Annotated in this window: 11 protein-coding genes and 1 pseudogene; 1 reads left to right on the forward strand and 11 read right to left on the reverse strand. The window is 69.3% G+C overall.

What is annotated here, in order from left to right:
- Positions 1–172: 172 nt before the first annotated feature.
- From glnE to CURTO8I2_RS08495, 6 genes and pseudogenes are all read right to left on the reverse strand, one after another.
- A complete protein-coding gene (gene glnE / locus CURTO8I2_RS08470; protein ID WP_159680351.1) occupies positions 173–2,950 on the reverse strand; it encodes a bifunctional [glutamate--ammonia ligase]-adenylyl-L-tyrosine phosphorylase/[glutamate--ammonia-ligase] adenylyltransferase in 2,778 nt (925 codons plus the stop codon).
- Positions 2,951–3,171: 221 nt separating this feature from the next.
- Entirely contained in the window at positions 3,172–4,800 is a 1,629-nt protein-coding gene (locus CURTO8I2_RS08475) for an NAD(P)/FAD-dependent oxidoreductase (RefSeq protein ID WP_159680354.1), read from the reverse strand.
- Positions 4,797–5,915, reverse strand: coding sequence for a UDP-N-acetylglucosamine--N-acetylmuramyl-(pentapeptide) pyrophosphoryl-undecaprenol N-acetylglucosamine transferase (locus tag CURTO8I2_RS08480; protein WP_159680355.1), 1,119 nt, complete (start codon positions 5,913–5,915; stop codon positions 4,797–4,799). The genes CURTO8I2_RS08475 and CURTO8I2_RS08480 overlap by 4 nt, the downstream gene beginning before the upstream one ends.
- A 74-nt stretch (positions 5,916–5,989) precedes the next feature.
- The gene (locus CURTO8I2_RS08485; protein ID WP_201295539.1) at positions 5,990–6,382 is read right to left on the reverse strand and encodes a GNAT family N-acetyltransferase; all 393 of its coding nucleotides are present in this window, start codon (positions 6,380–6,382) and stop codon (positions 5,990–5,992) included.
- Between the two features lie 81 nt (positions 6,383–6,463).
- Positions 6,464–6,715 (reverse strand): annotated as a pseudogene (locus CURTO8I2_RS08490) (GIY-YIG nuclease family protein); the annotation flags it as partial.
- A 31-nt stretch (positions 6,716–6,746) separates the two neighbouring features.
- Positions 6,747–7,961, reverse strand: coding sequence for an FAD-dependent oxidoreductase (locus CURTO8I2_RS08495; protein WP_159680358.1), 1,215 nt, complete (start codon positions 7,959–7,961; stop codon positions 6,747–6,749).
- Positions 7,962–8,074: 113 nt separating this feature from the next.
- Here CURTO8I2_RS08495 and CURTO8I2_RS08500 point away from each other — a divergent pair, with 113 nt between their 5' ends.
- A complete protein-coding gene (locus CURTO8I2_RS08500) occupies positions 8,075–9,292 on the forward strand; it encodes an NAD(P)/FAD-dependent oxidoreductase (RefSeq protein ID WP_159680360.1) in 1,218 nt (405 codons plus the stop codon).
- A gap of 37 nt (positions 9,293–9,329) precedes the next feature.
- On the opposite strand, the gene CURTO8I2_RS08505 is transcribed toward CURTO8I2_RS08500, so the two are convergent.
- From CURTO8I2_RS08505 to CURTO8I2_RS08525, 5 genes are all read right to left on the reverse strand, one after another.
- Positions 9,330–10,403, reverse strand: a complete 1,074-nt coding sequence (locus CURTO8I2_RS08505) for a 3-deoxy-7-phosphoheptulonate synthase (RefSeq protein ID WP_159680361.1) — start codon at positions 10,401–10,403, stop codon at positions 9,330–9,332.
- Between the two features lie 235 nt (positions 10,404–10,638).
- Positions 10,639–12,831 carry a hypothetical protein gene (locus tag CURTO8I2_RS08510; protein WP_159680363.1) on the reverse strand — a complete coding sequence of 731 codons (2,193 nt, stop codon included), beginning with the start codon at positions 12,829–12,831 and terminating at the stop codon, positions 10,639–10,641.
- A 147-nt stretch (positions 12,832–12,978) separates the two neighbouring features.
- Entirely contained in the window at positions 12,979–14,619 is a 1,641-nt protein-coding gene (groL, locus tag CURTO8I2_RS08515; RefSeq protein WP_159680365.1) for a chaperonin GroEL, read from the reverse strand.
- 97 nt (positions 14,620–14,716) lie between these two features.
- The gene (gene groES / locus CURTO8I2_RS08520; RefSeq protein WP_159680366.1) at positions 14,717–15,007 is read right to left on the reverse strand and encodes a co-chaperone GroES; all 291 of its coding nucleotides are present in this window, start codon (positions 15,005–15,007) and stop codon (positions 14,717–14,719) included.
- Between the two features lie 377 nt (positions 15,008–15,384).
- Entirely contained in the window at positions 15,385–15,870 is a 486-nt protein-coding gene (locus CURTO8I2_RS08525; RefSeq protein WP_159680367.1) for an acyloxyacyl hydrolase, read from the reverse strand.
- Positions 15,871–15,902: the final 32 nt, after the last annotated feature.

The raw sequence follows: 15,902 nt of genomic DNA on the forward strand, positions 1-15,902 counted from the left end.
TAGGACTGCTAAGGCGGAGCGGAGTTCCCGAGTGTTCCATTCACAGAACGAAGTGCGAGATTTCGTTGACTTTTATTCACCTTCGGCGCGTTGCCGTGGCTCGCAACCAGGCCGACGTGTCGAGGCCCAGTCTGCAAGCCCAGCCGCCAACCCCGCATGAAAAGCAGCGCATTCAGGTCCAATCCGCGGCGCAACGGATCGTCTCGCGGGCCGGCTCCAGTTCTGGCGTCTCCAGGACGATCCGGGTGCGGCGGTCCAGCGTGCACTCGAGGCCGAGCGCCAGCAGCGTGGCGTGGGCCGCCCGCAATCCCGCGCTGGTGGCCGCGTCCAGCAGGCCCTCCGCAGCGGCCGCCTCCAGCAGCAGAGGCGTGGCCCGAGGCCCGGTCAGCGCCGGACGCGCGGCCGCGTGGCGCAGCACCAGGAACTGCAGCAGGAATTCCAGATCGACCAGCCCCCCTTTGCCCTGCTTGAGGTCGAACCGCTCGCCGTTGCTGCGGTCCAGCTCGGCGCGCATGCGACGGCGCATCGACAGGACATCGGCGTGCAGCGCGTCGTGCTCGCGCGGCGTCGTCAGGATGTCGCGGCGCACCGCCTCGAACGCCGCGGCCATGTCGTTATGGCCGGCCACGAAGCGGGCACGCACCAGGGCCTGGTGCTCCCAGGTCCAGGCGCGCTCGCGCTGGTACTCGGCATAGCTGGCCAGCGACGAGACCAGCAGGCCCTTGCCGCCGTCCGGCCGCAGCCGCACGTCGACGTCGTAGAGACGTCCGCCGCCGGTGACGGTGCCCAGCAACGCGACGATCTTCTGCCCCAGACGGGCCGCCCAGCGCTGTGCATCGAGCGGGCGCGCACCGGTGGACTGCGCATCGGCGGGCGCGTCGTAGAGGAAGACGAGATCGAGATCGGACCCGAAGCCGAGTTCCTCGCCCCCCAGGCTGCCGTAGCCGATCACCGCGAAGCGCGCATCGGGCAGCGCGCCGTGCGTGGCCTCGAGATCGCGCACGGCCAGCGCGAGCACGGTATCGACCACCGCGTCGGCCAGCCACGCGAGCTGGCGCGTCGCGTCCTGGCCGGACTGGCGCCCGTCGAGCGTCGCCAGGGCGATGCGGAAGCTCAGCTGCTGCCGGGTCTCGTTGAGATCCAGCAGCCCGGCTTCCAGATCCGGCTGCCGCAACGCGCGCGCGCAGGCCCGGGCCATCTCCCCGCGCGGCTGCAGCGGGCCCTCGTCGCGCGCGTCGAGCAGTTCGTCGAGCAGCAGGGGATGCGCGGCCAGGCGCTCGGCGAGGAATGCGCTCCGCCTGACCACGTCGACCAGTCGCGCCAGCGCCGCGGGCCGCTCGTCGAGCAGCGCCAGATAACTCGCGCGCCGCAGGATGTTGTGCAGCAGCGCGAGCAGGCGCCGGATCGCCTGGACGGGGCGGTCGGCAGGCGCCGAGGCCTCGAGCAAAACCGGCATCAGTCTGTCCAGACGCGTGCGTGCGCTGTCGGACAGGTCGCGCACGCTGGGCGAACGGGCGAAATCGCGCAGCGCGGCATCCACGTCGCCGCTGTCGGCGAACCCGGCCGCCTCGAGAACGCCCCGCTCGCCGCCATCGGGCAGCGCCCGCCAGTAGCCGGCGAGATCGTCATCGCTCTGCGGTGAACGCTGCTGGCTGCGCACGGCGAACAGCGCATCGAATTCCTGCGCCACCGAGGCGCGCACCGTACGCAGCGCATCGACCAGCGCCTCCCAGGCGGCGTATCCCAGTCCGCGCGCGATCCGCAGCCGGTCGACCGCATCGCCGGGCAATACGTGCGTCTGCGCGTCGCGCAGCATCTGCAGCCGGTTCTCCAGCTGCCGCAGGAAGCGGTAGGCACGTTGCAGCAGCCCCAGCGTGTCCGCATCGATCTGCGCATGCGCGTGCAGCGCCTCGAGGGTCGGCAACAGACGGCGATCGCGCAGCGCCGGCTCGCGGCCGCCGCGGATCAGCTGCAGCGCCTGGGCGAGGAATTCGATCTCGCGGATGCCGCCGTCACCGCGCTTGATGTCGTCGGACAACTCCTTGCGCGCGACTTCGGCCGCGATCATCGCCTTCATCTCCCGCAGGCCGTCGAGCGCGCCATAGTCGAGATAGCGGCGATAGATGAAAGGCCGCAGCTGCGTGAGAAAGCGCTCGCCGGCCTCGAGGTCACCGGCCACCGGACGCGCCTTCTGCCACGCGTAGCGCTCCCAGTCGCGACCCTCGTGCTGGAAGTACTGCTCCATCGCCGCGAAGCTCAACGCGATGCGTCCGGCGCTGCCAAAGGGACGCAGCCGCAGATCGACGCGGTGACTGAAGCCGTCGGCGGTGTGCTCGTCGAGCAGCTTGGCGAGCTGCTGGCCGAGCCGGGTGAAGTAGTCCTCGGCCGCGAGCGCACGCGCGCCGTCGCTCTCGCCTGCGGTCGCGAAGCCATAGATCAGATCGATGTCGGAACTGAAATTGAGTTCGCCGCCGCCGAGCTTGCCGAGGCCGAACACGACCAGACGCACCGCGTTGCCCGCCGCATCACGCACCCGGCCGTAGCGCTGCGCGAACTCGGCCTCCAGTGCATCGAGCGCGAGGGACAGGCAGGTCTCGGCCAACGCGGTACTGCCTGCCAGCGTGGCGTCGACGTCATCGAGACCGTGCACGTCGCGCCAGACCAGCCGCGCCGAACAGGCGGTGCGGTAGCGGCGCAGCAACGCCGGCCATTCGCTGCGGTTGGCGGCCTCAAGTGCAGGCGCCGCGAGGCCGTGCTGCGCATCGTCTTCGAGCAGCTGCGCGAGCACGTCCAGCTGACGCTGCAGTACCTCGAGCGCGAAATCGCTGGCGAGCGCCACCGGGCGGATGCGCGCGATGGCCTCGGCGTCGCTGCGGATGCGCTCCGGCAGCCGTGCGAGCAGGCGGTCGAGCTGGGCGTCGAGTTCGGGCGGCAACGGGGCGTCAGGCATCGGCCGATTGTCGCATCGCGATGCCGTCGTCGCGCCGGGACGTGTGGCGTTCCGGCAGGCCGCGCAGAAACATCAGGCAAAAAAAAGCCCGCGACCGGTAAACCGGTTGCGGGCCTTGCTCCCTCCCCCACGTCGGGTGCAGGGCAATAGTGAAAGAGTCGTTACCGCTTTGCACGCTGCATTGCAAAACGATACCGACGGGTTCAAAAAATCTTTCCTGTTCAGGGTTTCGGGCCGCGCCGCAGATCGCGCAGGATTTCGCGCGCGGCATTACGACCGGGCAGGCCGGTGACGCCGCCGCCGGGATGCGACCCCGAGCCGCAGAGATACAGGCCGTACAGCGCGCCGCGATAATGCCCCTGCCCCAGCAGCGGCCGCGCACTGAACAGCTGGTCCGGCCCCAGCGCGCCGTGGAAGATGTCACCGCCGATCAGGCCGAGCCGGCGCTCGAGATCCAGCGGCGTCAGCGCGTCGTAGCCGAGCATGCTGCGCGCAAAGTTCGGCGCCTGCGCATCCACGGTGTCGATCATCAGCTGCGCGACCGTGTCGCGATGCGCGTCCCAGCCGCCGTCGGCCGCTTCGATCACCGGATTGACGTGCTGGCAGAACAGACTGGCGACGTGCTGCCCGGGCGGCGCGAGGCTGTCGTCGAGCGTGGACGAGAGCACCAGTTCGACGACCGGCGCGCGCGACCAGCCCGGATTGTGTTCGCGCGATTTCGCGTCGAAGTAGGCACGTTCGAAATAGCCAAGCGAATCGCCGATCAGGATGCCGCTCTGGTGATGCGGCTGCAGCACGGTGCCCGGGGCTGCGCGGAAATCCGGCAGTTCCGACAGCGCGACGTTCATGCGGAACGTCCCGGAACCGCAGCGGTAGCGGCGGATGCGCGCGGTGGTGTCGTCGTCGAGATGTTCGGGCGCGACCAGACGCGTGTACAGCAGCTTCGGATTGAGGTTGGACGCGACCACGCCGGCGCGCAGTGTGCGCCCGTCCGCGAGTGCGACGCCGACCGCGCGCCCGTCCTCCACCAGCACTTGCGCGACCTCCGCATCCGTGTCGATCACGACGCCGCGCGCGCGGCATTCGGTCGCAATCGCATCGCTGATCGCGCCCATGCCACCGATCGCATGGCCCCACACACCGCTCTTACCGTTGACCTCGCCGAACACGTGGTGCAGCAGCACGTAGGCCGAGCCCGGCGTGTAGGGACTGGCGAAATTGCCGACGATCGAATCCCAGCCCAGCGCCGCTTTGAGCGGTTCGCACTCGAACCAGTCGTCGAGCAGTTCGCCGGCGGATTTCGAGAACAGATCGAGCAGGTCGCGGCGGCCGCGCATGTCCAGCGATTTCAGCTGTTTCGCGACGGTCAGCGAATTGAGCCAGTCGGCGAGCACGAAGCGATCGCTGACGTTGGGCGGTGTCGCGTGCATCAGCGCGCGCAGCACGACGACGACGCGGTCGAGCATCGCGTAGTACTCGGGCAGACGCGCGGCATCGCGCGGCGACCAGCGTGCGAGTTCGGCCGTGCCGTCCGGTCCGCCGAGCCGGAATGCACGGCCATCGGGCAGCGGCAGGAAATTCGAGTACGGCCGCTCGACCACGCGCAGGCCGTGCTGCGCCAGCCGCAGATCGGCGATCACTTGCGGATTGAGCAGGCTGACGGTGTAGCTCGCCAGCGAGTTGCGGAACCCCGGATGGAATTCCTCGGTGACGGCCGCGCCGCCGACGACGCGGCGGCGCTCCAGTACACGCACGCGCAGGCCGGCGCCGGCGAGATACGCCGCGCAGACCAGGCCGTTGTGGCCGCCGCCGACGACCAGCACGTCGCAGTCGGCGCGGCGACCGCTCATGCGTGCCGGGCCAGCGTGGACTGCACGAGATCGGCCAGCGTCGACGCGGCCTGCGGGCGACCGAGCGCGGCGGACGCACGCGCGGCCTCGGGCAACACCGTTGGCGACACGAACGCATCGGACAGCAGCGTCGACAGACGTTCGGGCGTGAGGTCGGCTTCCGGCACGCACCAGCCGATGCCGGCCGCGGCCAGCGTATCGGCATTGCGGCGCTGCTCCTCGCGCGAGCCGCCTTGCGGAATCGGCACGAGGACGGCGGGCCGGCCGACCGTCAGCAGATCGGCAGCCGTGGTCGCGCCGGCGCGGGTGATCACCAGATGCGCATCGCGCAGGCGTGTGCCCATGTCGTCGAAGAACGGACGCACGGTCGCGTCGATACCGACTGCACGCAGCGTGCGCTCGATCTGGTCGCTCGCATCGCCCTTGTATTGCAGCGAGACCTGCAGGCGCTGGCGGATCGAATCCGGCAGCTGCAGCAGCGCCGGCGGCACGACGTCGCCGAACACCCGCGCGCTCTGGCTGCCACCGACGACGAGCAGGCGCAGCGGTGCGGCCGCATCCAGCAGCGGATAGTCGCCACGCGCATCGAGGATCGCCTGACGCACCGGATTGCCGGTGTCGACGATGCGCGCGGCGTCGAAGCCGTCGAGACCCGCGGTGGCCGGGAACGAGGTCGCCACGCCGTCGGCGAAGCGCAGCAGCTTGCGGTTGGCCATGCTCAGCCGTGCGCCCTGCTCGTGCAGCAGCAGCGGCAGCGCACGGCTCTTGGCGGCCAGCGCTGGGGCAAAGCTCGGATAGCCGCCGAAGCCGACCAGCAGGCGCACGTCGCGGCGGCGCATGTCGGCGCGGGCCTGCGCCGTCGCGCGCAGGATCGTCAGGCCGGCGGCCAGCTTGCCGGTCAGGCCGCCCTCGAGGCTGCGCGCCGGCAGCACCACGTGGTCCAGCCCGGCCAGCGCCTGCGTGTACGCGGCGCCGCGGCGCTCGGTGTAGATCACCACCGGATGTCCGCGCCGTTGCAGCTCGCGCGCGAGCGCCTCGGCCGGGAACAGATGCCCGCCGGTCCCGCCGGCGGCGCAGGCGATGGTGGGAAGCGGTGCGGGGGACGCGTGCGACATGGACAACCCGGGGAATCACGACAGCGCACGACTATAGCCAGTGCGCCCGACGCGTTCACGCCCGCGCGTCGCGCTCAGTCGTCCAGGGTGCGGGTCATGAAGGTGCTGAAGGGATCGTCGACGTAATCGCCGAACGGACCGCAGGGCTCGAAGCCGTGGCGGGCATACAGCGCATGCGCAGGCGCGAAAGCAGCCGCGGTGCCGGTCTCCAGGCTCAGCCGCCGCCAGCCCTGTGCGCGTGCGGTCGCCATCAGGTGCGCGAGCATCGTCGCGGCGACGCCCTGACGCAGGTGCGCGGCATCGGTACGCATCGACTTGAGTTCGCCATGCCGGTCGCCGAGATCCTTGAGCGCGCCACAGCCGGCGAGCGCGTCGCCGTGCCAGGCGCCCCAGAACGACACACCCGGCGCGCGCAGGCCGGACAGGTCCAACGCGTGGATACTTTCGGGCGGCGAATGCAGGGCCATCGCGGCGAGATGCGCCTGCAGCAGCGCGATGACGCGTGGATCATCGAGACCGCCGGCGCGGATCTCGAGCGTCGACGTGGGCGCCTGCAGCCAGGCCAGCTTGCGCGCACGCGGCTGGCGCTTGAGTTGCCACTCGGCGCGCGAGGCGCTGGCGCGATCGGGATAGCCGCGGCTGGCGAGAATGCGCACCGGTGGATTGCCGCGGGTGTACTTCGCACCACGGCCGGCCGCGTGCGCGGCAAACCGTGCATCGAGATCATTGGTGATGCCGGCGTACCAGCTGCCGTTGCGGCATTCGAGCAGGTACAGGTGCCAGGGCGACGGTGTGGTCATCGCGCCGATTATCCACACGCGCGCAGCGCTGTCAGCGGTCCAGTCGGTCGAAGGCAAACAGCGCCGCGAGGGGGTGCTTGCGCCGTTCGATCAGCGCGCGCAGCAGCCCGGCGCCCAGCATCGAATAGGTGATGCCGTTGCCGCCGTACGCCATCGCGAACTGCACGCGCGGTCCGGTGGCCGGATGCGGGCCGAAGAACGGCAGACCGTCCTTGGTTTCGGCGAAGGTGCCGGCCCAGGAGAAGGTCGGCGTCAGGTCGAGATCGGGTCGGATCTTGGCGATCTGTTTCATCAGCACGCGCGCCTTCTTCTCCACGCGCGCGTCGCGCCTTGCGGGCACGTCGACATCGTCATCCTCGCCGCCGATCAGCAGACGCCGGTCGCCGGTGGTGCGCATATAGAGATAGGGCCGCGCGGTTTCCCAGACCAGGGTGTGGGTGAGCGGGCCGAGCTGGGCCTCCGAGATCGGATCGGTGACGAAGGCATAGCTGCTGCGGTTGCGCGCGACCTGCTTGGGCAGCCAGTGCTGGCTGGCATAGCCGGCCGCGATCACGACGTGGCGGGCGCGGATGCGCGCACCGTTGTCGGTCGTCGCGACCACATCGCGCGCGCGCGCATCGAGCCGGAGGATCGCGGTGCGGTCGAACACCTGCGCGCCGCGCTTGACCAGCCGCGCGAGCAGGCGCGACGCGAAACGGTAGGGATCGACCTGGGCGGCCTGCTTGCTGCGCAACGCGGCCGGCGCGTCGATCCGGTATTCCGCTTTCAGCGCTTCCGGTTCCAGATATTCGATGTCGAACCCGTGGCGGCGACGCGCCGCGTACTCCTCGCGCAGACTGGCGACATCGCGCTTGCGGCTGGCGTAGTACAGGCTGTCGGCGCGTTCGAAATCCACGTCGCGCAGGCCGCGCGCCACCTCGCCCAGCATGTCGATCGCGTCGCCGCAGGCGCGATACGCCAGCGCGGCATCGGCCTCGCCGTAGCGCTTGGCCAGATCCACCAGATGGGTGTCGATCTCGTACTGCAGCAGCGCCGTGCTGGCGGCCGTGCTGCCCCAGGCAATGTCGCGCTGCTCGACGACGATCACCGAATGCCCGTGCGTGGCGAGTTCGTCGGCGATCAACGCGCCGGTGATGCCGCCGCCGACCACGAGCACGTCGCAGGAAGCATGCGCCTCGAGTCGCGGAAACGCATGCATCAGTCCGTTGCGGACGGCCCAGAAGGGATAACCGCTCTTGAGATCCATGCGCGTGCATCGGAGGGGAGGTGCGACAGCCTAGGCACGGGCGCGTGAATGCGCCGACGACGCGCCCGGCCGGCGCCCGCTAGACTGCGCGCCCCTGCTCCCCTGCGTCCACGATGTCCGTCGTTCCTGCCCCCGCCTCCACCGCCCTGCCGTCCACCGACTGGGACGTCATCGTGCTCGGCGCGGGCGCCGCCGGCCTGATGGCGGCGATTGCGGCAGGCCAGCGTGGGCGTCGCGTGCTGGTGCTCGACCACGCGAACAAGGTCGGCAAGAAGATCCTGATGTCGGGCGGCGGCCACTGCAATTTCACCAATACCGGCACCACGCCGGCGCAGTACCTGTCGCACAACCCGCACTTCTGCAAGTCGGCGTTGGCGCGCTATACGCCGCAGGATTTCATCGAGCTGGTCGACCGCCACGGCATCGCCTGGCACGAGAAGGAACTGGGCCAGCTGTTCTGCGACGGCTCCTCGAAGCAGATCGTGCAGCTGCTGCTCGACGAGGCCGACGCCGTCGGCGTGCAGGTGCGCACGCACTGCGCGGTGCAGCTGCCGCGACGCGTCGACGGCGGCTACGTGATCGACACCGCGGCCGGTCGACTGCGCTGCGCGTCGGTGATCGTCGCCACCGGCGGCCTGTCGATCCCGAGCATGGGCGCGACCGGCTTCGGCTACGACCTCGCGCGTGCCTTCGGCCACACGCTGGTGCCGACGCGCGCCGGTCTGGTGCCGCTGACGCTCAGCGGCAAGCACCAGGAACGGCTGGACGACCTGTCGGGCGTCGCGCTCGATGTCGAAGCCGGCTGCAACGGCGCGTTCTTCCGCAACCGCATGCTGGTCACGCACCGCGGCATCAGCGGACCGGCGATCCTGCAGATCTCGTCCTACTGGCAACCCGGCGACGATCTGCGCCTGGACCTGCTGCCCGGTCGCGATGCGCTGGCGTGGCTGCAGACCCAGCAGGCCGAGCGTCCGGGCACCGAACTGAAGAACGTGCTGGCGGAACTGATGCCGCGCCGGTTCGCGCAACGCCTGTGCGAAATCTGGCTGCCGAACCGGCCGATGAAACAGTTCACCCCGCCGCAGCTGCAGGACACCGCCGCGCTGCTGCAGGCCTGGCCGCTGGTCGCCAGTGGCACCGAGGGCTACCGCACCGCCGAAGTCACATTGGGCGGCGTGGACACCGGCGGCGTATCGTCGCGGACGATGGAATCGCAGCACGCGCCAGGGCTGTATTTCATCGGCGAGGTGCTCGACGTCACCGGCTGGCTCGGCGGCTACAACTTCCAGTGGGCCTGGGCGTCGGGCATGGCCGCGGGCAGCGCGGCGTAAGGAATGTCGTAGGAGCGCGCTCGCGCGCCTGCATGGATCAGGCCGCCTGCGCGTCGGCGCGCGCACGGCGCGTCCGCACCGCATCGGCCAGACGATCGAGCGTGCGCACCGTCGTCTCCCAGTCGATGCAGCCGTCGGTGATGCTCTGGCCGTAGACCAGCGGCGTGCCCGGCACCAGCGCCTGCTTGCCCGCCACGAGATGGCTCTCGATCATCGCGCCGACGATGCGGCGCTCGCCGCCTTCGAGCTGGCGCGCGATGTCGGCGATCACCTTCGGCTGGTTGTCGGGATTCTTGCTGCTGTTGGCGTGGCTGGCGTCGATCATCAGCGCCGCGCGCTGGCCCTGCGCCTGCAGCACGCCGGACGCCGCCTCGACATGCGCCGCATCGAAGTTCGGCGCCGCCCCGCCGCGCAGGATCACGTGGCCATCCGGGTTGCCGGCGGTCGATGCCACCGCGCAGCGCCCGTCCTTGCCGACGGCGAGGAAATGATGCGGATGCGAGGCCGCGCCGACCGCATCCACCGCGATGCGCACGTCGCCGCCGGTGCCGTTCTTGAAGCCGACCGGACACGACAGGCCCGACGCCATCTCGCGATGCACCTGGCTCTCCGTCGTGCGCGCACCGATCGCGCCCCAGGCGACCAGATCGGCGAGGTACTGCGGGCTGATGATGTCGAGGAATTCCACGCCCGCCGGCAGACCCAGCGCGTTGATCTCACGCAGCAGGCCGCGCGCCAGGCGCAGGCCCTTGTCGATGTGGAAACTGCCGTCTAGATCGGGATCGTTGATCAGGCCCTTCCAGCCGATAGTCGTGCGCGGCTTCTCGAAGTACACACGCATCACCAGTTCCAGTGCGTCGCCATGCATGTCGCGCAGCGCGCGCAGGCGGTGCGCGTAGTCCATCGCCGCGACCGGGTCGTGGATCGAGCATGGGCCGACGACGACGATCAGACGGTCGTCCTCGCCGTGCAGGATCGCGTGGCAGGCGGCGCGGGCGTCGGCGACGGTGGTCGACATCGCCTCGCTGCAGGGCAGTTCGGCGAGCAGCACGGCGGGCGGGGTCAAGGGCTGCAGGTCGCGGATGCGGAGGTCGTCGGTGTGCGGGGGCATGGTCGATCTCGAAAACGGCAGGCTGGAAACGAAAAAAGCCGCCAGGGTTTCTGGCGGCTTCCGGGACATACGTGCGACCTGGTGTCAGGGCGCGCGCGGACCGTCCGCCGCCTGTGGCGTCGGAAACGCGTACCAATAGAAGCAGCAGGCGGGGCGCGGGTTCATGGCGCTATTGATAACACGGCACTCCGCGCGGTGCGACGGTTGCAGTCGCGACCATCGCGCCGGACCGCGGTCACTCCGGCAGCAGCGGCGGCTGTGATTCATACCAGTCGCGCGCGCCGGCGATGTGCAGCTTGCGGTCGCCGCCCTGCAGCTCGACGCCCATGCCCAGCACGCCCCAGCGCGCGTACAGATCGCCATCCGGCGTGCCGTCGGCGATGCGCAGCCGCGCCTGCAGATCGATGCGGTCGTTGCGGGCCTGCACGCGGTCGAACACCAGTTCGTTGCCACGCAGACGCAGGTCACCGGTCGCATGCGCTTCGCCGGAATCGATCAGATTGCCGATCCAGCGCGGGAACACGCTGCGCTCGGCAAACAGGCCCAGCAGCACGCTGACATCGCGCATGTCGACGCGTCCACGGCCCGTGAGCTCGAACGGTTCCCGCCAGTCCAGCGTGCCGTCTTCCAATGCGAGCTTGGCCCACCACGGCGCATCGTCGCCGCCCGCTCCGTCGAGCCGCACACCGTCGAGACGCAACGCCATCGCATCGATCTTGTAGCGCCGCCCGACGCGCTGCATCCGTGACAGACGGCTGTCGAGATCGACATTGCCCGACAGCTGCGACGGCCCCAGCGCGACGCGCACATCCTGTCCGCGCACACGCATGCGCCCGCCGATCATCTCGCCGCCATTGTCGAGACGGATGTCGCCGCTGGCATGTCCGCTGCCGCCGACCAGACGCGCACTGTCGCCAGGCAGATAGCGGTTGTAGGTGCGCAGGTCCGGCACCTGCGCATCCTCGAAGCGCAGTCGCGCATCGAGACGTTCGTGGAATTCGGCCAGCGTGCCGGTGGAATTCAGATCCAGTCGCAGATCGCGGCCGCGCAGATCGATCCGGTCCGGCGCGGATTCAGGCGCGAGGGTGAAGCGGTCGAGCACGATGCCGATCGTCGTGCGCTGCCCGGCGTCTGCATCCTCGCGCATGCGCATGCGTGCATGGGCATTGCCGCTGAAACGGTTATCGAGCACTTGCGCGGTCAATGCGGCATCGTCGAGATCGATGCGGCTGCCCGGCTGCAGTTGTCCGTCGTGCAGACGCACGTCGGCATCCAGATCCGCGCGGCCGTCGAAGGCCAGCCAGTCGACGTCACGCAGGATCACGTCGATCCAGCGCAGCGGCACGGCCGGCCATTGCGTTTCGACCGTACCGCCCAGTGCACGCACCGGCCGCAGCCAGTCGTCCGGGCCGATGCGGCGATCGGCAACCCGCAGATCGGCGCGCAGCCACGGCGTGCCCGATGCGGGCGCCGGGACGCGGGCGGCCATCAGGATGGCGTCGGGCGACGTGCGCAGCGCCACCCCCAGCGGATGCCGCAACGGCGTCCCGTCGGCCGCGGTGGAATACACCGGCGCCGACCAGTCGAGCGTGCTGCCGGGCATCAGCACGCCGCGCGCCAGCGTGAGGTCGGCGCGCAGATGGCCGACGAATCCCGCGGTGCCCACAGGCAGCGCATCGTCGTTGCGCGCCACCAGGTCGATGCCCGGCGCAGGCCCGTCCACGCGCATGCGCGCATCCAGCAGCACCAGCTTTTCCTCGCCTTGCGCCTGTTCGCGGATGTGCGCCGGAATCTCGATCTCGAAATCGAGCCTGCCGTCGCGCAGCACGATGACGTCGCTGACCTGCAGCGTCGCGTCGGGCATCGTCAGCGTGGACGGCCCGACTTCCATCGCCCCGCCCTGCAGGGTCTTCTCGAACACGAAGCGCGCCTCACCATGACCGGTCACGCGCGCGTCGTAGAAATCCAGCCGCAACAGACTCGGCGTGGTGATCGCGGAGAAGCGCAGTGTCCAGGGCGACGTGCCCGGACGCACCGTCGTCGGCAGATCGTGCGGCGTGCGCGCGACGTGGACTGACACGTTCTGCGCACGGATCGTGCCGAACGTGATCTTGCGGCCCAGCAGCGGCAGGACCCGGATGCGTCCGTTGGCGCGCGGACTGGCGATCGTCCACAGGTTCGTGCGCGCATGTCCACCCATGACGATGCCACGTGCGTGGATGTGCCCCGGGTACAGACTCATCGCCCAGTCCCAGCGCGCGTGGAAGCGCTCGGGCTTGCGGTTGATCACATCGGCGCCGAAGGCGCTGTTGAGGAACACATTGGCCGCGACGAGATACAGCAGATACAGCACGCACGCGGCGATGCCCGCGCGGCGCAGGCCGGTGCGGTGCGCGCGCCACCACGGATGGGAAGGAGTCGCCGGCATGCCATCAGCATGAGCGACCGGCAGTGAGGACTGCCTCCACGCAGGTGAGCGCGTGGGGCCGGCGGCGTCGCGTCCCGTGTGAAGGCCAAAAAAAACCCCGCCTCGCGGCGGGGTTCTTCGTGGAGCGTTAGTGCAGATGGGGCTGGATCAGAAATCCATGCCGCCCATGCCGCCCATGCCGCCGCCGCCCGGCATCGCCGGCTCTTCCTTTTTCGGCAGCTCGGCGACCATCGCTTCGGTCGTGATCATCAGACCGGCGATCGAAGCCGCGTTCTGCAGTGCCGAACGGGTGACCTTGGTCGGGTCCAGGATGCCGAACGCGATCATGTCGCCGTATTCGCCGGTCGCGGCGTTGTAGCCGTAGTTGCCCGAACCGTCCTTGACGGCATTGAGCACGACGCTCGGCTCTTCACCGCAGTTGGTGACGATCTCGCGCAGCGGGGCTTCCATCGCGCGCAGGGCGATCACGATGCCGTGGTTCTGGTCTTCGTTCGCACCCTTCAGGCCATTGATGGCCTGCAGCGCGCGCACCAGGGCCACGCCGCCGCCCGGGACCACGCCTTCTTCGACCGCTGCGCGCGTGGCGTGCAGGGCGTCTTCGACGCGGGCCTTCTTTTCCTTCATCTCGATCTCGGTCGAGGCACCGACCTTGATCACTGCCACGCCACCGGCGAGCTTGGCGACGCGCTCCTGCAGCTTCTCGCGGTCATAGTCGGACGAGGTGTCTTCGATCTGCGCCTTGATCTGCTTGATGCGGGCTTCGATGCCACCGGTCTCGCCGGCGCCGTCGATGATCGTGGTGTTCTCCTTCGAGACCTGGATTTTCTTGGCGCGGCCGAGGTCGGCGATGGTCGCCTTCTCGAGCGTCAGGCCCACTTCCTCGGAGATCACGGTGCCGCCGGTCAGGGTGGCCATGTCTTCGAGCATCGCCTTGCGACGGTCGCCGAAGCCCGGCGCCTTGACGGCGCAGACCTTGACGATGCCGCGGATCGTGTTGACGACCAGGGTCGCCAGCGCTTCGCCTTCGACTTCCTCGGCGACGATCAGCAGCGGCTTGCCGGCCTTGGCCACGCCTTCGAGCACGGGCAGCAGGTCACGGACGTTCGAGATCTTCTTGTCGTAGAGCAGGATGAAGGGATCATCCAGCTCGGCCGACATCGACTGCTGGTTGTTGACGAAGTACGGCGACAGGTAGCCGCGATCGAACTGCATGCCCTCGACGACGTCGAGTTCGTTGTCCAGGCCCGAGCCTTCTTCAACCGTGATCACGCCTTCCTTGCCGACCTTCTTCATCGCGTCGGCGATGATCGTGCCGATCGACTCGTCGGAGTTGGCGGAGATCGTGCCGACCTGCGCGATCGCCTTGTCGTCGGCCGTCGGCTTGGACAGGTTCTTCAGCTCTGCGACGGCGGCCTTGACGGCCTGGTCGATACCGCGCTTGAGGTCCATCGGGTTCATGCCGGCCGCGACGGCCTTCGAACCTTCGCGGATCAGCGCCTGTGCCAGCACGGTCGCGGTGGTGGTGCCGTCACCGGCGTTGTCGGAAGTCTTGGACGCGACCTCCTTCACCATCTGCGCGCCCATGTTCTCGAACTTGTCGGCCAGTTCGATCTCCTTCGCGACGGACACGCCGTCCTTGGTGATCGTCGGCGCGCCGAAGCTCTTCTCGAGCACGACGTTGCGGCCCTTCGGGCCCAGGGTTGCCTTGACGGCATTGGCGAGAATGTTCACACCACGCACCATCTTGGAACGTGCGTCTTCGCCGAAGCGGATTTCCTTCGCAGCCATTGCGGTATTACCTCAGAAATGAAAGGGGATGGGATGGCGGGCGAGGCCCACCGGGTCGATCGTCGAGTCGCGCGGACGCCGGGGCGTCCGCCGCGGATCAGCCGACGATCGCGAGGACGTCGTCTTCCTTGACGATCTTGTATTCGACGCCGTCGGCCTTGTAGGCGCTGCCGGCGTACTGACCGTAGATCACGATGTCGCCGACCTTGACCTTCGGCGCGCGCACGCTGCCGTTGTCCAGGGCCTTGCCTTCGCCGACGGCGACGACTTCACCCTTGGTGGGCTTTTCCTTGGCGTTGTCCGGAATCAGGATGCCGCCGGCGCTCTTCTCTTCGGCCTCGACAGGCTTGACCACGATGCGGTCGTAAAGCGGCTTCAGGTTGCTCATTACAGCCTCGCTAAGTGATTGATTGGAAAGAAATCGGACGCCGATTCTAGCACTCGCCCTGCGGGAGTGCCAGAAACCCTGGCGCACGCACCCGGCAGAACCGGGGCCGCACCGGAGATGGGCGCGGGGAATTGGATTACAAGGGCGGGAGGCGAAAGAATTCCGGCGCCCGGACCAGGACCGGGTGCGCCTCGGCCCGGCACGCGGGCGATCGCCCGTGCAGGCGCTGCGGCCGGATGCGCCGGGCGCGCCCCGCCGGCACGCGGCGCGATCTGCACCGGTCAAGAAGATCGTCGTGCGGCTGTCAGCGCCGCGCGGTCATCCGCAGGCGCGGGCGCTCGAAAACAGTGCCCGGTACGCGCCGGACACGCCTGGACTCAGCGGAACCGCCAGGCCGCGAGCAGCATCGTCTCGCCGTCGTTGGGCTGCTTGATGCTGGCATTGGAGATGTGCCGGGCCAGCAGCGAGAACCGGTCCCAGCGCCAGCCCACCGTGCTGACGAACTGCGGATTGCCCGACAGCGCACTGGTCCGCCCGGCCTGTACGCCCACGCCGAAGCCGGCCACGAATCCGTTGTCGCGCTCGTAGCGCGCGCCGCCGTGGAAGACGCCGGCGTCTTCGGACAGGTCGAATCGCGTGTTGTCGCGACCGCGCACGTAGATCGCGCCCACGTCCCAGCGCAGCACGCCGTTCCGGGTGCGGCGCCATTCGGGCAGCCAGGCCGCGCTGGCGACGAACGTGGTCTCGTTCTCGCGGGTCGCGGACGCGCCTACACCGATATCGACGGGCGCGCTCTGGGCAGCGACGGGAAGGGCGGCGCAGGCGAGCGCGGCTGCGGCAATGAGGGAGGTAATCGGGCGCATCGAGCTCTGTGGGAATCGCGGCGCGATTCGTC

It is taken from the genome of Luteimonas sp. 9C, assembly GCF_902506295.1.
GTDB lineage: Bacteria > Pseudomonadota > Gammaproteobacteria > Xanthomonadales > Xanthomonadaceae > Luteimonas.

Coding starts and splice junctions, on each gene's coding strand:
- glnE (WP_159680351.1), bottom strand. CDS start 2,950: ATGCCTGACGCCCCGTTGCCGCCCGAACTCGACGCCCAGCTCGACCGC.
- groL (WP_159680365.1), bottom strand. CDS start 14,619: ATGGCTGCGAAGGAAATCCGCTTCGGCGAAGACGCACGTTCCAAGATG.
- CURTO8I2_RS08480 (WP_159680355.1), bottom strand. CDS start 5,915: ATGTCGCACGCGTCCCCCGCACCGCTTCCCACCATCGCCTGCGCCGCC.
- CURTO8I2_RS08475 (WP_159680354.1), bottom strand. CDS start 4,800: ATGAGCGGTCGCCGCGCCGACTGCGACGTGCTGGTCGTCGGCGGCGGC.
- CURTO8I2_RS08495 (WP_159680358.1), bottom strand. CDS start 7,961: ATGGATCTCAAGAGCGGTTATCCCTTCTGGGCCGTCCGCAACGGACTG.
- CURTO8I2_RS08510 (WP_159680363.1), bottom strand. CDS start 12,831: ATGCCGGCGACTCCTTCCCATCCGTGGTGGCGCGCGCACCGCACCGGC.
- CURTO8I2_RS08500 (WP_159680360.1), top strand. CDS start 8,075: ATGTCCGTCGTTCCTGCCCCCGCCTCCACCGCCCTGCCGTCCACCGAC.
- CURTO8I2_RS08505 (WP_159680361.1), bottom strand. CDS start 10,403: ATGCCCCCGCACACCGACGACCTCCGCATCCGCGACCTGCAGCCCTTG.
- CURTO8I2_RS08525 (WP_159680367.1), bottom strand. CDS start 15,870: ATGCGCCCGATTACCTCCCTCATTGCCGCAGCCGCGCTCGCCTGCGCC.
- CURTO8I2_RS08485 (WP_201295539.1), bottom strand. CDS start 6,382: ATGGCCCTGCATTCGCCGCCCGAAAGTATCCACGCGTTGGACCTGTCC.
- groES (WP_159680366.1), bottom strand. CDS start 15,007: ATGAGCAACCTGAAGCCGCTTTACGACCGCATCGTGGTCAAGCCTGTC.